The following is a 17,968-nucleotide window of genomic DNA, read 5'->3' on the forward strand; positions in this document are numbered from 1 at the left end:
CCTGTGATACCAAGGGATCAGTCTGTCTTCATACTTTCAAGTTTCAGTTAAATAATACAATAAATGGACTGTTTCTCCCGATTATCGTTGGAAGAGCAGTCCATTCTTTTAAGATACTTTAAGCTGATTTAAATACAAACTTCCCAGGATCCCACATTCGCGAATGACCAATTCGATCCCCGTTATAGTGGAAATTGACGTAAGGCGCCGGGTCATCCGGCTGAACCTCCCCGCCAATCATAAGCAACTGTGCTTGAATAAAACTTTGAGCTTGGTTGCCAACGAATGTTTTGGTCTTCTTGTTTAACTGGTTAAATTGATCGTTAACTTCAATAATGAATCCGCGCTGCTTGTCGTAGACGATGCCACCCACAACCAATGACCAGGTGTAAGCTTGAGTTCCTTTATTGGCTTCTTGCTGGTCTTGAATGAGTTCATCATCTAAACTCTGGTTTAACTCCTGACGTTTTGAGGCAGACAAATTGGCATATGGATCTTTATCAGGGGCATCTGATTCCGAATCCTCGCTTGGGTTGGATGATTGATCAGATGCATTTGAATCCAAGTTAGGTTCTGGCTCTTCTGGGCTAGCAGATTGCTTGGTTGCTGTGGTTTTTGCTTCATCCTTTTGGGTATTAGAATTAATGACGACAATTCCGCAGTCCAGACAAATTAGGATTAAGAAAATAATGCCCAAATGTTTCCAGCTATAGGGTACAGGCTTATCCTGCTGATGTTTCTGAAACAAGATAATTGCAGCAATCATTAGGGCAACAAAACTAGTTCCTATTGCAAGTCCGAGAATAGTTAAAATGACTTCCATGCTTCAACCTCCATTTTATTTGATGATAGAAAGTGCTTTTGAGTGTCTATAGAAATAAGTACGCAAAAAATTAGAGGAGTTCTGGAAAAATTGTCCTATGTAAAAATTTAACTTCCTCTCACTACACCCCACCCCAACAACCGTGTTACAATCATTCTGTTGAACAGAAGCCATTTTTAAAGATAGGGATTGCGTAATAATTAATTCAAAAACCAAAGGATGATGAATGATGACAATCAAGAAAATCATAACGACAGGTTTACTGGCGGCCTCAGGAGCTTTCGTACTCGGCATTTCCACCACTCAGCCGATCAACGTCAACGCAGCAGCTACTACTTCAACCACCAAGGCGAATACCACCCGCTACAACGCTCAGATCACGGTTCCCCAATCAATGTCCAGCGGCTACCAAATCTACTCCAACGTCCCTGGCGTGAAGAACACCACCGGCACCCCGACCACGACGGTCGACAGCAGCAAGTACAACAACCAATATGTCCGGGTGCTCCAAACGCAAAGGGCCAAGTCAACTACATACGCACAAATCCGCTATAACGGTAAAATTCTGGGCTGGATGAATGTCAACGGCCTCAAACAAGTCTCATTTGCTAGCATCGCCAAGGCAACAATGACCCAGTACAACGGGATTGGCACTGGCATCGTTTCTCATAACAAGAGTCTGACGCCGACGACTTTGAAAAACGGATACGCCAACATGCTGCACAGCACGCAGAATGCTTCCGACGGCTCGGTATTATATCCACTGGCCTCACTGCAAAACGGCATGACGGCAGCCATTGTTCAGCAGCTGATCAACTCGAAAAAGTTGACCCCAACCACGACTCTGAGCAAGTATTACCCACAAGTCGCTCACAGCAAGGCCATCACCATTCAGCAGCTGCTCACGATGACTTCCGGCATCAAGGGAACCATCAAGGCGCCGGACGATTTGGTCACCGAAGATCAGGCTTACACTAATGCGATTAAAGCCTTGACGTCCACCAACAAGCATCCTTACGCCTATAGCGACATCAATTATGTGCTGCTGGCAGGCATCATTTCCAAGGTCACTGGTAAATCCTACACACAGAACCTGCAGTCACGAATTTTGACTAAATTAGGGATGAAGAATACCGTTGTCGTTAATGAGACCCAGCCCAGCATTAGCGGCATTATGGCGGTCAGCTATAACAGCTCAAGCAACGGCGACTATCTGAATTCCCAAGCCGTTTCCTATCCACTGCTGTCAGCTTTGCCAGGTGCCGGCAACGTTTTGACGACGCCAAGTGACTATTACAAATTTGTCTTGGGGCTGCAAAATGGTAAAGTGTTGCCCGCTAAGAGTTACAGCAAGCTCACCAGTTATGGCACCAAGTATTCTGGCGGAATGTACGTTGACCAAAAGGGCGTTAAGTACAACAATGGCTTATACGCCGGCACCGGTTTCAACACCGGCTACTATGCTTCTGACGGCAATCAGCACGTTACGGTGATCTTCTTGAACCAGTCACCGCTGAAGAACAATCTGAAGCCAGCCACTTTCTTTAACAAGCTGAATACGGTGGCAACTTACTATTAAACAAATCAAGCAAAATGGCCTTTGAAGAACTGCTTAAATTGAGCAATAATCTTCAAAGGCTTTTTTGCGTGCATTTTGTCATATTCAACTTGAGGTGGATATATCACGCAATAACAAAAGGTTTAAGTTTTATTTATCGAAGTTATACCTAATTAATCAGTAAAAGTTAAAGGAAAACTCAAGAAGCTTAAACATCACTTAAACGCACCCAAATTGACTACAGAATAATTGTAATTTTCCCAAAAATGGTCATAATAGACTTAATTAAATGTTACGGGGACTTTACAACTACATTTCGGTAAAGAGGGGGTGGGCGTATGAAATGGAAGCGCGCGTACACATACATAATCATCATTTTTCTGGTAATTGGTGGCGTCATTGGCGGGGCAATATACTGGCGATCTACTAATCATGAATTTCAAGTTCAGAGGGCGGCGAAGGTTGATAATGCCAAGAAGCGAGCTGCGGCAGAGAGTTCCGATCAGCAACGAAAGCATGTCAGTGATGAGCGCAAGGTTCCACCAAAAGCACAGGGAAGAACGCCTAAGGAAACCAAACAAATTACCCATTACCTTAAGCTGAATCATTTTGTCGGGTCGGCTTTGGTCGTCAAAAACAACCGGGTCGTCTATCGTGGCAGTTTGGGTTACGCCGATTATGCGTCAAGGCGAGCCAATACTAATCAATCCGAATACCAAATTTTATCGATTCAAAAATCTTTGACGGCGGCGATGGTCATGAAGTTGATTCAGGATAGAAAATTGTCACTGAACACAAGGTTGGCGACTTACTATCCGACAATTAAGAATGCTCAAAACATTACCATTCGCCAAATGCTGGATATGGATTCCGGTCTGACAATGGCGGAAGGTGGCGCGGGGCTGCCGCTGAATGAGAAGCGCGTCGTGAACTATGCGGTTCACCACGTCGTTACCAGGTCAAAGAATTATCGCGATTGGTATCAGCCGGTTAATTTTGTTTTATTAGCTGGGATTATTTCAAAAATAACTCACAAATCTTACGTATATGAATTTAAGAAGCTGTTTATCAAGCCGCTTCATTTGAAAGGGACTGGCTTCGTTCAAAATTGGCGAACCAGACCCCACCGGACAATCGGCTATCATTGGTTAAAGTCCACGCAGCTCAATCAAAATTACGACCGCCCTTATCATGAAGCTCAATCGTCAATGCGAAACGAACTGGGAACCGGCCAGGTCTTTATGACGGCCCTAGACCTTTTCAAAGCGGAGTCACAACTGTTAAAAGGGAAGATTATCTCTCAAAATAATGTCGACGTGCTGCATGTTGCGGGGACTAATTCCGGTTATGGCGGCGGTATTTACAACGAGCCTAACGGAATCCGTTCACACGGAATTGGTTATGGTTACGAGTCGTCGCTGTTTCTCACCCGTGACGGCAAATCGGGGGTAGTACTGTTAAGCAACGACTACCGGCCGGACAATCCAATTCAAGATTTAGCCATCCAGCTCTTTAGCACCTTGGCAACTTAACCAAATTTAAACGTCACTTTGATTTGAAAGTGCTTTCAAGTGCCTTATGATATGGGTGCAATTGGCGTGACGAATTAAGAATGGGGGGATCTTCAATGACATTTCGGCAGTGGCTAAGTAAGCCGGTGGTCCGATTCATTTTAACGACACTTGTCTATTTTTCGATCATGTTGGTTCTATTTTACCTTTATGATTACAGCGGCATTAATCAGGCAAAATTCATCTATAACGACTTTTAAAGGGGGAACGGATAATGGTTGAAAATTTAATTGAAACAATTGATTCATACGCAAAAACGCAGCCCGACAAAGTTGTCTACGCGTACAACGGGGAAAATCATACTTATGCAGAACTAAAGGCCTATTCTGATGCCTTGGCTGCCCACATTGATACGATGGCGTTACCATTGAATGCCCCAATTATTGTCTTCGGCGGCAAGACATTTTCGATGATTGCCTCATTTTTAGCGGTGGTCAAATCAGGCCACTCCTATATTCCAATCGATATTAATTCACCTAAAGAACGGCTGACAATGATTAATGACATTGCCAAGCCGGTGGCGGTGATCGCAACTGAACCGCTCCCAGAAAAATTGGCGGGGATTCCAGAAATAGACCAGGATCAACTCGATAAGATTTGCTTGGAAAAAGTCGATTATTCGCTGACCCATCCCATTAATGGTGACCAAACATACTACATTATTTTTACCTCGGGGACGACTGGCGTACCTAAGGGTGTTGAAATCAGTTACCGGAACCTGGCCAGCTTCGTTGATTGGATGGTTGGTCCTGAATTCAATTTGCCAGATGATTTGCAGATGCTCCAGCAGCCGGCGTATTCCTTTGACCTGTCGGTAATGAGCCTCTATCCAGCCTTGTACAAGGGTGGGACGCTGCATGTTCTGTCCAAAAAGACCACCGACAACTTCATTGTCCTCTTCACTGCGTTACGGACAATGCCGATCAATACTTGGGTCTCGACGCCGTCGTTTGCAGATATTTGCTTACTTGAATCGACTTTTGACCACGATCACTATCCAAAGATTGCCAATTTTCTGTTCTGTGGTGAAGAATTGACTCATAAGACCGCCGCTGCGCTGAAGAAACGCTTCCCGGATGCCCATATTTTCAATACTTATGGGCCAACGGAATCGACGGTGGCGATTACTAAGATTGAAATTACCGATGATATTTTAAATACTTATGAACGATTACCGATTGGCTATTTGAAGCCGGGGATGCACGCTCGGGTTGCGGATGAAAACGGCGATTATGTTCAAGATGACCAAAAAGGCGAGCTGATTATTTATGGCGAGAACGTTTCGAAGGGCTATATCAACAATCCCGAGAAAAACGCCAAAGCATTCTTTGAACTTGACGGCCAGCAGGCTTATCGGACCGGGGATGTTGTCACGATGGCTGCCGATGGACTATTAAGATACTTTGGCCGCAAAGACTTTCAGGTCAAGCTGAACGGTTTTCGAATTGAACTGGAAGACGTTTCAGCGATTGTCAGCAAGGAAGAGCACGTCAAACAGGCCGTGGTGGTGCCAAAATATAACACCCAGCACACGGTTTCAATGTTGATTGCTTACGTAGTTCCAACTGCAAATGACTTTCAGAACAACCTGGAATTAACTGCTGCCATCAAAAAGAACTTGTCCCAGGATATGATGGCTTACATGATTCCACAAAAGATTGTTTATCAAAAATCACTACCGTTGAGCTCTAACGGGAAGGTCGACATCAAGGCGGTGATTCAAGAGGTTAACTCACAATGAGATGGTACATTCCATACGGCAACCCAACCTACTTTATTTGGCTCGCGTTAGCCATTATCCCGTTAATGATTGGGCTGCTGTATGGGCACCGGTTTCGCGGTTACCAGACGATTATTTCCCTCTTCTTCTTAATTTTGACCTTTGGCGGGCACAATTGGAAAACCGGGATTTCGCTGATTGGGTATTTGGTATATCAGCTGGTTTTAGTCTGGCTGTACTCAACGTACCGGCAGCGAAAGGAGACGACCAATAAAGGCTGGGTCTTCGTGATGGCGGTGATCTTGGCGATCGTGCCATTAGTGATCGTTAAGGTTACGCCGCTATTTGATGCCGGCCGCCAGTCGATCATTGGTTTCATGGGCATTTCCTACATTACCTTTAAGGTGGTTCAGACCATTATGGAAACTCGTGATGGGATGATTAAGGAATTTCACCCGGTCTTGTTCGGCCAGTTCCTGTTGTTCTTCCCGACCATTTCCTCGGGGCCAATCGATCGCTACCGGCGATTTGAGGCTGACTACGCGAAGGTGCCAGCTCAAAGTGATTATTTAGATATGATTCAAAAGGGCGTCCGATATATTTTTCAGGGATTTGTTTACAAGTTCGTTTTGGCCTACTACTTTGGAACGATTTTGATGCCGCAAATTCAAATGCGGGCAATGATGGCTCACGGATTTTCCTGGAATATCATCGCTTATATGTATGCTTATAGCATGGACCTGTTCTTTGACTTTGCTGGCTATAGTTTATTTGCCGTCGGAATCAGTTATCTGATGGGCATTAAGACGCCGATGAACTTCAACCAGCCGTTCAAATCTAAGAACATCAAGGACTTCTGGAATCGTTGGCACATGACCCTGTCGTTTTGGTTCCGTGATTATATCTTCATGCGACTAGTTTTCTTCTGCATGAAGCACCATATTTTCAAGTCACGGACGACCACTGCCAACGTCTGTTACGTGATCAACATGCTGATCATGGGATTCTGGCACGGCGAGACGTGGTACTACATTACTTATGGTCTCTACCACGGCTTTGCGATGGTGATCAACGATACCTGGCTGAGGTTCAAGAAGAAGCATCAAAAGCACATCCCACATAATAAATTCACGGAATTATTCGCCATCTTCTTGACGTTTAACGTTGTCTGCTTCAGTTTCTTAATTTTCTCAGGATTTTTGAACACGTTGTTTTTTGCACCTAAACCATTTTAACGAAGGAGTTGTTCATGATGGATGATAAACAAACAGTATTAGATATTTTAAAAGACTTAACTGGTGAAGATTTTTCGGATAATTTGGATGAGGATCTGTATTCAAGTGCACTGCTAGACTCAATGGGGACGGTCCAATTGCTGCTGGACCTCCAAGATAAATTAGGGGTTCAGGCTCCGGTATCGGAATTTGATCGAAATGAGTGGAACACCCCGGCCAAAATTATTGCGAAAGTTGAAGCATCCAAATGAGTGTTAAAAAGCGGCTCTTCATGATATTTGGGCCGATTTTTGCAGCGGCACTATTGATGCTGGCGCTCTTCTTGTCACCACTCTGGTCGGGGTTCAGTCACGTTAATCCCAAGGTGGATCAAAATGCCGCCTCGTCTTTGTCGCCACAAGTTCTAAAAGGCCAGTTGATTAAAAGTAATGCACTTGAAAATGGGTACGTGCCATTCTTTGGTTCATCCGAGTGGTCACGGTTTGACCCGTTCCACCCATCCGTTCTGGCATCTAAGTACCATCGAAGCTACCGCCCGTTTCTTCTAGGAGCCCGCGGCAGCCAGTCGCTGACTCACTTCTTTGTGATGCAGTCGATTAATCCGGAATTAAAGAACAAGAAGGCGATCGTCTTTGTGTCTCCCCAGTGGTTTACACCTAAGGGAGAAGACCCCAACGCCTTTTCGTTCTATTACTCGACGCTGCAAACCACCAACTGGATTAAGCAGCAGAATGGTTCAAAAATGGATCGCTATGCCGCTTACCGCTTGCTCCAGATGCCTTCGGGGAACTCTGATAAGATCCTCGCTGGCGCGCTGGCCCGGATTGCGGCAGGTCTGAAACCAACATCCTTGCAGATGTTATACGTCAACTTGCGGAACCGGATTTTGCTGAATGAAGATCAGATTTTCTCACGATACCGAATTCCGTTTAATAACGAAGAAACAATTGCCAAGAACCGCAAATTATTGCCGGCAACCTATAACTACCCGAAGTTAGATAAGCTGGCTGGTCAAATTGGCGCGGAAAAGACCAACTCAAACGATTTTCAAATTTCCAATCGATTCTGGAATCACCGCTTGAAGCCCCACGTTAAGGAACTCAAGGGATTTCAATCTGAGATGAGTTTTCTTCGATCACCCGAATACGGTGATTTTCAATTGCTGCTGAACCAATTTGCCAACGACCACACAAAGGTCCTATTTATCATTCCGCCGATTAATGCGAAGTGGCAGAAATATACCGGCTTATCAGCTCAAATGATGGCTCGGTTTGACAAAAAGATTCACTTTCAATTACAATCACAGGGATTCAACCACATTGATGATTTGAGTCATGACGGCAACGTTCCTTACTTTATGACCGATACCATTCACCCCGGTTGGCGGGGCTGGCTGAAGATGGATCAGGCAATTCGGCCGTTTTTGACGCAAAAGGTGAAGGCGCCACACTATAAAGTGGATAATTATTTCTACTCCAAGCAGTGGCAGAATGATAATGGAAGTGACGGAAGTTTTGAATATTAAGTTAAGTGCCAGGACCACGCTGTTATTTATGGTCGGGTTACTGATGGTCGGAATTGGTGCGGCGCATGAGAAAACTTATGCGGCGTACAATTCCGTGCTTCAAACCAGCAACAAGCATTACGATGCCCAGATTGTCAACCAGACCACGCCGACTAAGGGATACAATCTCTATACTGACGGGCCATACTATACCAGTTCCAGCACACGGACGGCAGATGACAATGGCTATCATTATAACAACAACTTTGTTCGCGTCATGCAGACCAAGCAGACTAAAACCGGCACCTATGCCAAGTTGCGGTATTTTAACAAGATGTTGGGCTGGATGAATGTTCACGGCATTAAGTCGGTGAGTTTTAATACCATTGCCAACAGCATGATGAAGCAGTACAACGTCATGGGCACTGCGGTATTAGCATCTGCCGGCGCAACTAATACGGCGACTGTTAGTAACGGCTTAGCGAACGTTACCAAGAATGTTCTAAATGCCGGTGACGGTTCGGTCGTCTATCCACTGGCTTCGCTGCAAAAAGCGATGACCGGCGCCATTGTGCAGCAGTTGATTAGCGCTGGCCAGCTCTCGGCGACAACGCCGCTTAGCAAGTATTATCCGGCAGTCCCATATAGTCAGTCGATCACGGTTGGCGAACTGTTGTCAATGACGTCTGGAATTGATAATACCGACGTGACCCCAAGCAGTCAGTTAACTGAAAATCAAGCGTACGCCAGCATGGTCAAACGGCTGAAGTCAACTGGACAGAATACTTATAATTACAGTGATGCTAATTTTGTCTTGCTTGCCGGCATTATTGCCAAGGTAACCGGACAAAGCTATACCCAAAACTTGAAAACCCGAATTTTCAACAAGGTTGGCATGAAGAATACGTTCGTCATTAACAGCAAGCAGCCAGCAACAAAGGCAACCATTGCGACTGGCTACACCTATGATGGTAAGAATAACTATCAAGATGCTGACACCGCATCGTTAGCTAGACTGTCCGCTATTCCTGGCGCGGGGAATTTGTTAAGCACACCGAATGATTTTTATAAATTCATTCAGGGCTTACAAAATGGTCAGATCCTAACTGCCAGTCAATTCCAACAGTTAACCAGTTATGGCAGTTATTATTCTGGCGGGCTATACGTCACTAAAAGCGGCTATAAGTACAATAATGGTTCACTTGGCGGCTCCAGCTTCCACACGAGTTATTATGCTAGAAATGATAATTACCACATGGCAATCGTCTTTATGAACCAGTATCCATTGGCTGGCAGCAGCAGCGCCAAGGCGTTTACCCAGAAGATGTATGATGTGGCGACATATTACTGAGAGTGACGAGACGCAGGTAGCTCCGGAACATAAGCTACAAAATAGCAAAAGATGGTAAGTGCTGATCAAGGCAGTTACCATTTTTTAATACATAGGATGGTATTATCTTGAATAAGCCAAGAGCGACATATTTTAAAGCTTTAAGATATAATGTACTCAGAAAATTGTCCGCTCATCAGACTTTGAAGAGGTAGAGCCTGTGAAAAAAACAGAATTAAATCAACCATTAAAAGTCTATAAACAGGGGGAATTGACTGTAATTACGTTACCACAATCTTTTGATATCCCTATTGGTCAGGAGTTTTACGCGACTAAGCAAGATAGTGGGGCAATCGTCTTAACCCCCCAAGTTGAAGACTACTTCACTTCAGATAAGTACAATTTTAGGCAATCTGAAAGTTATCGACCTGAAGGAAAAGAATGGCGTTGTTAGATTACCCCCATGTCAAATCAAGCAAAATAAAAGTCAGGCAAAATTGCCTGGCTTTTACTATGTCATCAAGGATGATGATTATTTTGCTTGGCCATAAACCTGAAGTTCATCAATCCCAGCTGCATTATTGGCAGGAGTGTTGGTTCCATAGAGGTTGAATCCGGAAACGACGACTTTCACATATCTGGCACTACCGGTAACGGGATCGCTTGTAAACCCAATATTTTGATTATTGGATCCATTCGCCGCTAATTGCCACGTTCGGTTGTTGGTGCTGGTGTAGATCTTATAGATTGGGTAGTAACTGGTATTGCCGCCGTTATTAAATGAAATATCTGCCCGCGACAGCTTTGCAGCTTTTTGCAAATCAACGGTATAGCTGAATGGAACTTTGACGTTATGCCCGTCACTGGTCATTGGTTTGAAATAACCGCTGCCCTGAGTAAATACACCGTCGTTGGCATTACTCAAGGAGAAGTTGGCATCAGAACTTTGGGTGGCATCCGTACTTGCTGGCTTGCCTTGAGATAACAACGGTGCCTGATTTTGAATAATTCGGTTGGTGGCCGTATTTAATTTCCAGTTTGGATTATATTGCAAGCTCATCGATGGGTGGTTGGCATTCTGCTGATTAATTGTCAGCGGCAGCCAAACGTAAGTCGATGATCCCAGTGCATTGGCGTCCCAGCGGTCTCCAAGATACAAATATTCGGGTGCCTTTTGACTGCCAACCTGCATGATATTAGTGGATTGACTATAAAAGGCGGTATTATTTCCAAGCAGTTGCGGTGATGAAGAGGTCGGCTTTTTCCAGCTGTCAGGATCAGCGATATTGGTCGTGTAAGAATAGGCAGCTTGATTTGGATACCAGCCGGTTTGACTCGATGTAATCAGGAAGTAGTATTTTCCGGAATGAATCATGGCTGGGGCTTCACGATAGTTATCGAAGAGCGTGTAGGGTTTCATCGAGGTGGTATCGACATCGGTAAAGTCCGAATTCAGCTTGAAAATCATCATATTTTTGCCGCCAGAAGTGATCAAGTAGGCATCATTTCCGTCCTGATACAACGTAAAGTCACGCGATGGGTAGCCCCAAACACTTGGATTGCTATTCATATCATCTGGTGTTGCATTATTCATCACAGAACCGTTTTGATCTTCAACTTGGCGAGTGCCGTCCGTTAAAGTTCTAATTCGCCAGTTGTGGTGAGTTGCATCAGATCCTGGCCGCCAGTGACCTTTGAAACTATAATTTCCGGCGACTGAGCGGCTGGTCGCAACACAGATTTGGCTGCTGGAGTAGTTACTCTGATCTTCCCAGTGACCCCAAATCACGTATTGATGCGTTTTTTGGCTATAAAGAAGTTTGGGCCGTTCGATTTTATTGCCTAGTAGGCTCTTGTTCGTTAACGAAGGGGCAATGACGGTCTTGCGGTAGGTCCAATTTAACAAATCGTGGGACGAATAGAGATTAATTCCGTTGAAGCTAAACTTGTTATGACTTTTGTCTTCGCCGACCCAATAGTAAATTGGGTTGCCGTGCTTGTCCGTTTGTTTCAGAAAACCGCCGCCATGGGCCTGAATCGGTGCGCCTTGGGTATCCCGCCAAGTTTTCCCTACCGGTACAGCGGTGTAGTGAGTCTTTTCTTTCTTAACCAGGTTGTTGTTTTCCATTGAGGAAGACAATAAGAGATCGACGGTATCCAACTGAGTTTGGCTGGCAGGGTCATCGTTAACGACTGACTTGGCCATTTTCAGTGATCGAATAACTCGATCCTGGCTTAATTGAGCGTATTGGTGAATGGTTGGCTGCAGCTTTTCTGCTCGACGAATATCTTGAGTCAGATTTTTTCGACTGACGGTGATTCCTGTCGGCGATCCAGTTGTCTGATTTTGTGCATATGTGACCTTTGAGTTGCCGGCGTTGACAGTGATCCCCAGCATCAAGCCCAGACTTCCAACCAATAGCGTGTTTAATAATAGCTTATGATTCATGATGGTACCCTCCATTTTTACTATAAAATAGGAAAATATAAATATATTACTAAAATATAGTTTAAAACAGGGCGAAAAAATCTGCAAGCGTTTTCAAAAAATGGTGAACTATTTCACTAGATCTAATCTGGAATTAAAACCCAGACAAAAAAAGGACCCAACTGAGTCCCATCATTCATATCATGCTCCACCTACCACTCAATGGCCTCAACCGGTTTAGGATGGGCATTCAACTGATCCATCTTTAACTTGGCCGTCACCAATCTCGATGATGTGATCGGCCATTGGCTTGATCATCCCGTTATGAGTGACGATGATGACGTTTTTATCCGTCTTGTGACTAAAATCTTGGAGCAGTTTCAAGATGCTTTTACCGGTTTTATAATCCAGAGCGCCGGTTGGCTCATCACAGAGCAAGAGGTCGGGGTTCTTCGCGATCGCCCGTGCAATGGCGACTCGCTGCTGTTCGCCGCCGGATAACTGAGCTGGAAAATTATTCAGCCGATTTTTAAGGCCGACGTCTTCCATAACGGTCCGGACATCGAGTGAATCAGGTGAGATCTGGGATGCCAGCTCGACGTTCTCTAACGCCGTCAAGTTGGGGATCAGGTTGTAAAATTGAAAGACAAAGCCAACTGATAGCCGCCGGTAAGTAGTCAGCTGTTTGGGCGAGTCGTCGGCAATGTTCTTGGCATTAATGATGACGTCTCCCTTGGTCGGCGTATCCATGCCGCCTAAAATATTTAATAGGGTTGATTTGCCAGCCCCGGAAGCACCAACGATAATCGTCAGCTCTCCCTTTTGAACTTCAAAGTTAATATCATCGTTGGCACGGACAACTTGTTCGCCGCTGCCGTAAATTTTAGAAACGTGCTTGACCTCGATGTATGCCATTGCTGCCCTCCGTGATTGCTGTTTAGGATTATGATACTTTTACGGGCGGAGAAAAGCAAACTGGGTAAGAAGCACCAATTCCTGAATAAAGCGTCATTTTAATTGCTTGTGGACAATAGCTGATAATCCACAACTTTACAAAGAACGCCAAAAATGCCGCTAAAGTTTGAAGCTTACTTTTGCAGCATTTATCGAAATCAAATATAAAAGATAAGCTTACTTCTTCAGTCGCCCAACAACTTCCTTCAGCGATTCCTCAAACGTTGGCAGTGGATGTCCCAACGCTTCCGGCAAGTCGCCCGAGGTCTCCTCCAGATCACCGTTGCGAATTAAACGCTGCATGCCGACAATTCCGGCGGCTGCTTGGGGGCTAAAGCCGGTCGCAACTAAGCGTTTTCGATATTCATCATCAGATAATGATAGGACTTCGAAGTCATTGCCAGTGACGACTTTCAGAGCACGAGCTAAATCTGCGTAGTCGTGTTGTGGCCCGCTGAATTCATAGGTTGTTTTCGGATCGTCACTCAACAAGACCCTAGCGGCCGCTTCGGCATATTCGCGTTCCAGCGCCCAGCCGACTTTGCCATCGCCGGCTGAATAGACGAACGGCTGATTATTGGCAGCGGCGGGAATCTGCTGACGCTCGTTTTCTAAGTACCAGTTATTTCGTAAAAATGAATAGCCAATCCCGGACTGGCGGATGGCCTGTTCGGTATTTTTATGGTCAACGGCCAGCGGCGATTTGGCCGTATCAGCGTGAGGGAAGCTGGTGTAAGCAATAAAGCGAACGCCGGCTTTTTTGGCGGCATTGATCACATTTTGGTGCTGCTGGATTCGACTGACCGCTTGACCTGGAATTGATGAAATTAGCAGCAGCTTATCAACGCCAGCCAGCTACTTTTCCAGCACCTCCTGTGAATCGTATGACCCGGGTCTAGCCTCAATTCCTGGCAACAGCTTTTCGGCCTTGTCCAGGTTTCTGGCGAGGGCGATAATATCTCGATTATCAATGTTTTCAGCCAGTACCTTGATGACTATCTGACCAAATTTTCCGGTTGCACCTGTCACTGCATATTTCATTTTGTTTTCCCCTTCCAACCGTTATTTTGATGACTATTATCTTATTAAATTGATACTACCAAGGATTGAAGACGCATACAAGAATTTGAACTTTAGGAATTTTTCATCAATTTTGGCGGATTCCTGAAAAAGTTTTCAACTTCCGATATACTGAAATGAGGTTGAACTTCGGAGGAAATTAAGATGTTTAAAATATGGTACAAAATCGGCCAGGTTCTTGCTGTTTTTGGCGGTGGGATGCTTGGCGGACTCGGTCGGTATGGCGTGGATCAATGGCTAAGTGGGGTGAATTCATTAGCCGGGACGATGACGGTTAATTTACTCGGTTGCTTTTTGTTAACCTTCACCATCTATGGATTGGATTTGAATCTCGATCTGCCTGAATGGGAAATATTAGGAATCGGAACCGGCTTGGTGGGGGCTTTCACAACCTTTTCAACGTTTGCACTGCACTTCGTCGAAAACATCGTGCAACATCCCGTTGGCGCAGTTATCTTTTTAATCGTTAACTTGGTCGGCGGGTTTGCCTGTGTCTTTCTGGGCTATCTGGCCACTGTTCAATTGGAACGGAGGCGGCGAGGATGACCTGGATCTGGGTAGCCCTGGGTGCGGGGATTGGTGCTGTTTGTCGCTATGAATTGACGGTGTTGGGTAAAATCATATCCCCCAAACTGCCATTTTCGACCTTTTTCATCAACATTGCCGGCTCACTATTGGCGGGCTTTTTAACCGGCTGCCAAGTCCAAGGCAGCTGGTCCCTATTTCTATTGACGGGGCTTTGCGGCGGATTTACGACCTTTTCCACGTTTTCAGTTGATACTTTTGTGTTGATTCGCAACCGGCAGTATCTGGCTGCTGGATTGTATTGGTGTGGGACGGTGGTTTTGGGGATGGTGGCAGTTGGCGCTGGCCTGTGGCTGGGAACTTTGACTGTCTAAGTTAGCTCGATCATTAGCCTAAATATAAAGGGAGTGATTCTCATTCGGAAAATAATTTGGCAAAATAGTTTGCAAATCATCATCGGTGCATTTGTATACGCCGTTGCAATTAACGATTTTTTAATCCCTCATCAAATTGGTGAAGGCGGTGTGACTGGACTGACAACCGTGGGGTATTATGCACTCAATATTCCGCCGGCGGTTACAAACTTTGTGTTAAACGGCTTACTAATGTTAGTGGGGTTTCGATTTCTTGATAAGAAAACAATTTGGTATTCGTTGTGGGCGGTTTTATGGATTTTGCTATTTTTGAAATTACCATGGAAGGGGAAAATTATGGACGCACAAGTTGAACAACCAAAGAAGCATTTTAAGCTGAAAATGCCTGGTGCCTTTGTCGTTTTGTTCATTTTGACAATTGTTGCTGTGGCGGCAACCTGGATGGTTCCTGCGGGTAGTTATTCGAAATTATCATATACTAATTCATCCCTGCAGGTGACCGATCCACACGGGCACGTCAAGACGGTTCCAAGTACCCAGCAGGAGCTCGACAAGCTGGGCGTCAAGATCAATATCAAACAGTTTACAGATGGTGGGATTACTGCGCCGGTTTCAATCCCAAACACCTATCAGCGATTAAAGCAGCGGCCGGCTAGTATTGCCGCGGTGCCAACCAGCATGGTTAAGGGAACCATTGAGGCGGTTGACATTATGGTCTTCATCTTGGTTCTAGGTGGCCTAATTGGTGTTGTCAAAGCCAGTGGCGCCTTTGAATCAGGACTGCTGGCATTAACCAAGAAGACGAAGGGTCACGAGTTTTTACTGATTTTCTTTGTGGCCATTTTGATGGTCCTTGGCGGGACGCTTTGTGGGATTGAAGAAGAGGCGGTCGCCTTTTACCCAATTCTGGTCCCGATTTTCATTGCGATGGGGTACGATTCGATCGTCTCCGTGGGCGCAATCTTTCTGGCGAGTTCGATTGGAACCTGTTTTTCAACCATCAACCCGTTTTCAGTTGTGATTGCGTCCAATGCCGCCGGAATCGACTTCACTCAGGGTCTCACCGAGCGGATTATCGGCTGTATCGTCGCCGCCGGCTTTGTGATTACCTACCTGCACTGGTACAGTAAGAAGGTCAAGGCGGATCCGAAGTTCTCGTACTCCTATGATGATCGTGAAGAATTTAACAGCATGTGGGAGATCGCGCCAACTGGCGAAGATGGTAAGTCTAAATTCACCACTCGGAAGAAATTAATCCTGATCTTATTTGTTGTGACCTTCCCGTTGATGGTCTGGGGCGTGATGTCTCAAGGCTGGTGGTTCCCAACGATGGCTGCATCTTTCCTGTCATTTGCCATTATCATCATGTTCCTGACGGCGACTGGTAAAAATGGCCTTGGTGAAACCGGGGTGGTAGATGCCTTTGTTAAGGGGGCTTCCAGCTTGGTGGGTGTTTCACTGATCATTGGGTTGGCACGGGGCATTAACCTCGTACTTAACAATGGAAAAATTTCAGACACCATGCTTCAATACTCCTCAACCTTGGTGGCTCACATGAGCGGCCCAATGTTTATTGTGGTGATGCTGCTGATTTTCTTCCTGCTGGGATTTATTGTCCCGTCTTTCTCTGGATTAGCTGTACTTTCGATGCCGATTCTGGCGCCGTTAGCCGACACCGTGCATATCCCTCGTTACGTTGTGGTTACTGCCTACCAGTTCGGTCAGTACGCAATGTTATTCCTGGCCCCAACCGGATTAGTAATGGCGACGCTGCAAATGCTGAACATGAAGTATTCCCACTGGCTCCGATTTGTTTGGCCGGTGGTGGTGTTCGTCCTACTCTTTGGTGGCGGATTGCTGGTAACCGAAGTTTTGATTAATTAATAGTCGTACTACAAACTAACAGTGCCTCCCTGTCTGTCTTGATGGGGAGGCACTGTGCTAATTAGTTTGATATTGTTTAATCTTTCTGTACTCTTCACCTTTATGGTCGATTGTATTTCGAAGATCGATATCATTTTGAAGTCGAAGAAAGTACCCATCAGAAACACCAAAAAATCTTCCTAATCGAACAGAGGTGTCGACCGTTATCTCTCTTCTGTCATGTAAAATATCTTGAATTCGTGAGGTTGGAACATTGATATGCTTTGCTAAAGAGTAAGCCGAAAGATTAAGGGGCTCCATAAACTCGTTATCTAATATTTCACTCATTTTTGGTGTTGGTAACTTTTCCATATTTTTCTCCTTCATTGTTGTTTGTGATAATCGACAATTTCGACATGGGTAAAATCATTGGTGTTCTCAATTGAGAAGCATATGCGGTATTGGTTGTTAATCCGAACACTCTGCTGTCCTTCACGATTTCCAACCAAGCGTTCCAAGTGATTAGCTGGTGGATCCCTTAGGTCATTAATATTAGCGGCAGCGTCGATCATTAGCAATTTGCGTAACGCCACTTTTTGAATGGATAATGGTAACTTCTTGGAGAATATTTGATGGTATACCTTCTCGGTTTCTTTATCTGCAAAACTTTTAATCATCATTTCATACAACTTATTTTTGAAGGTATTATACCTTCATTAAATGTACATGTAAAGCATGTAGACTGTTGTCTTTCTAATTATCGAACAACTTCCAACAAATCCAACCATAAACCAGCTATAATAATTATTAATCTGCGCGAGACACATTCATGAGGAGGTTCATCATGGGCAAATATATTATCAATTCAAAGCTCCGAAAAGTTGGGGCTCAAGTCGATACGAAAACGGGCATTCATCAATTTATCGTCGATGAACCAATTGCCGGCCATGGAACGGATGCCGGTCCCAATCCGGTGCAATACCTATTGTCGGCAGTAGGCAGC

The 17,968-nt window shown here is 45.0% G+C and carries 16 protein-coding genes and 2 pseudogenes; 12 read left to right on the top strand and 6 right to left on the bottom strand.

Translation table 11 applies throughout. From position 1 onward, the window contains the following. Positions 1-118: 118 nt before the first annotated feature. On the bottom strand, positions 119-823 hold the full coding sequence (locus tag LPKJCM_RS06365) for a hypothetical protein (protein ID WP_057961742.1): 705 nt from the start codon (positions 821-823) through the stop codon (positions 119-121). 229 nt (positions 824-1,052) lie between these two features. On the opposite strand from LPKJCM_RS06365, the gene LPKJCM_RS06370 reads away from it, so the two are divergent. From LPKJCM_RS06370 to mazE, 9 genes are all read left to right on the top strand, one after another. Then, a complete protein-coding gene (locus LPKJCM_RS06370; protein WP_057961743.1) occupies positions 1,053-2,402 on the top strand; it encodes a serine hydrolase domain-containing protein in 1,350 nt (449 codons plus the stop codon). A gap of 317 nt (positions 2,403-2,719) precedes the next feature. Then, positions 2,720-3,913: a serine hydrolase domain-containing protein gene (locus LPKJCM_RS06375; RefSeq protein WP_057961744.1), complete on the top strand. Its 1,194-nt coding sequence runs from the start codon at positions 2,720-2,722 to the stop codon at positions 3,911-3,913. Positions 3,914-4,008: 95 nt separating this feature from the next. Next, positions 4,009-4,152, top strand: coding sequence for a teichoic acid D-Ala incorporation-associated protein DltX (locus LPKJCM_RS06380; protein ID WP_057961745.1), 144 nt, complete (start codon positions 4,009-4,011; stop codon positions 4,150-4,152). 14 nt (positions 4,153-4,166) lie between these two features. Then, complete coding sequence (dltA, locus tag LPKJCM_RS06385; protein WP_057961746.1) at positions 4,167-5,693, top strand: D-alanine--poly(phosphoribitol) ligase subunit DltA; 1,527 nt, start codon at positions 4,167-4,169, stop codon at positions 5,691-5,693. Beyond that, on the top strand, positions 5,690-6,907 hold the full coding sequence (gene dltB, locus LPKJCM_RS06390; RefSeq protein WP_057961747.1) for a D-alanyl-lipoteichoic acid biosynthesis protein DltB: 1,218 nt from the start codon (positions 5,690-5,692) through the stop codon (positions 6,905-6,907). Before dltA ends, dltB begins: the two co-directional genes overlap by 4 nt. A 17-nt stretch (positions 6,908-6,924) precedes the next feature. Beyond that, entirely contained in the window at positions 6,925-7,158 is a 234-nt protein-coding gene (gene dltC / locus LPKJCM_RS06395) for a D-alanine--poly(phosphoribitol) ligase subunit DltC (protein ID WP_057961748.1), read from the top strand. Continuing rightward, entirely contained in the window at positions 7,155-8,432 is a 1,278-nt protein-coding gene (gene dltD, locus LPKJCM_RS06400; protein ID WP_057961749.1) for a D-alanyl-lipoteichoic acid biosynthesis protein DltD, read from the top strand. Before dltC ends, dltD begins: the two co-directional genes overlap by 4 nt. Then, positions 8,398-9,762, top strand: a complete 1,365-nt coding sequence (locus tag LPKJCM_RS06405; protein ID WP_420844007.1) for a serine hydrolase domain-containing protein — start codon at positions 8,398-8,400, stop codon at positions 9,760-9,762. Before dltD ends, LPKJCM_RS06405 begins: the two co-directional genes overlap by 35 nt. Before the next feature lie 199 nt (positions 9,763-9,961). Further along, the gene (gene mazE, locus LPKJCM_RS06410; RefSeq protein WP_057961750.1) at positions 9,962-10,195 is read left to right on the top strand and encodes a type II toxin-antitoxin system PemI/MazE family antitoxin; all 234 of its coding nucleotides are present in this window, start codon (positions 9,962-9,964) and stop codon (positions 10,193-10,195) included. Positions 10,196-10,273: 78 nt separating this feature from the next. Here mazE and LPKJCM_RS06415 read toward each other — a convergent pair whose 3' ends face one another. The 3 genes and pseudogenes from LPKJCM_RS06415 to LPKJCM_RS06425 all read right to left on the bottom strand — a co-directional run bounded on the left by LPKJCM_RS06415 (position 10,274) and on the right by LPKJCM_RS06425 (position 14,164). Further along, positions 10,274-12,190 (bottom strand): discoidin domain-containing protein, encoded by a 1,917-nt coding sequence (locus LPKJCM_RS06415; RefSeq protein ID WP_057961751.1) that lies wholly within the window; start codon positions 12,188-12,190, stop codon positions 10,274-10,276. A 191-nt stretch (positions 12,191-12,381) separates the two neighbouring features. After that, positions 12,382-13,084: pseudogene (locus tag LPKJCM_RS06420) on the bottom strand (ABC transporter ATP-binding protein). Positions 13,085-13,300: 216 nt separating this feature from the next. Further along, positions 13,301-14,164, bottom strand: a pseudogene (locus tag LPKJCM_RS06425) (SDR family oxidoreductase). A gap of 183 nt (positions 14,165-14,347) precedes the next feature. Here LPKJCM_RS06425 and LPKJCM_RS06430 point away from each other — a divergent pair. The 3 genes from LPKJCM_RS06430 (at position 14,348) to LPKJCM_RS06440 (ending at position 16,986) form a co-directional block, all read left to right on the top strand. Continuing rightward, positions 14,348-14,749, top strand: coding sequence for a fluoride efflux transporter FluC (locus LPKJCM_RS06430; protein WP_057961752.1), 402 nt, complete (start codon positions 14,348-14,350; stop codon positions 14,747-14,749). Next, positions 14,746-15,102: a fluoride efflux transporter CrcB gene (gene crcB, locus LPKJCM_RS06435; protein WP_057961753.1), complete on the top strand. Its 357-nt coding sequence runs from the start codon at positions 14,746-14,748 to the stop codon at positions 15,100-15,102. Before LPKJCM_RS06430 ends, crcB begins: the two co-directional genes overlap by 4 nt. 69 nt (positions 15,103-15,171) lie before the next feature. Beyond that, a complete protein-coding gene (locus LPKJCM_RS06440; protein ID WP_133057556.1) occupies positions 15,172-16,986 on the top strand; it encodes a YitT family protein in 1,815 nt (604 codons plus the stop codon). Between the two features lie 57 nt (positions 16,987-17,043). Here the strand turns inward: LPKJCM_RS06440 and LPKJCM_RS06445 are convergent, their stop codons facing one another. Beyond that, on the bottom strand, positions 17,044-17,337 hold the full coding sequence (locus LPKJCM_RS06445; RefSeq protein ID WP_057961754.1) for a HigA family addiction module antitoxin: 294 nt from the start codon (positions 17,335-17,337) through the stop codon (positions 17,044-17,046). Between the two features lie 11 nt (positions 17,338-17,348). Beyond that, positions 17,349-17,642, bottom strand: a complete 294-nt coding sequence (locus LPKJCM_RS06450) for a type II toxin-antitoxin system RelE/ParE family toxin (RefSeq protein WP_057961771.1) — start codon at positions 17,640-17,642, stop codon at positions 17,349-17,351. Positions 17,643-17,968 lie beyond the last annotated feature (326 nt).

This window comes from Lentilactobacillus parakefiri (genome assembly GCF_002157585.1).
Classification (GTDB): Bacteria; Bacillota; Bacilli; order Lactobacillales; family Lactobacillaceae; genus Lentilactobacillus; species Lentilactobacillus parakefiri.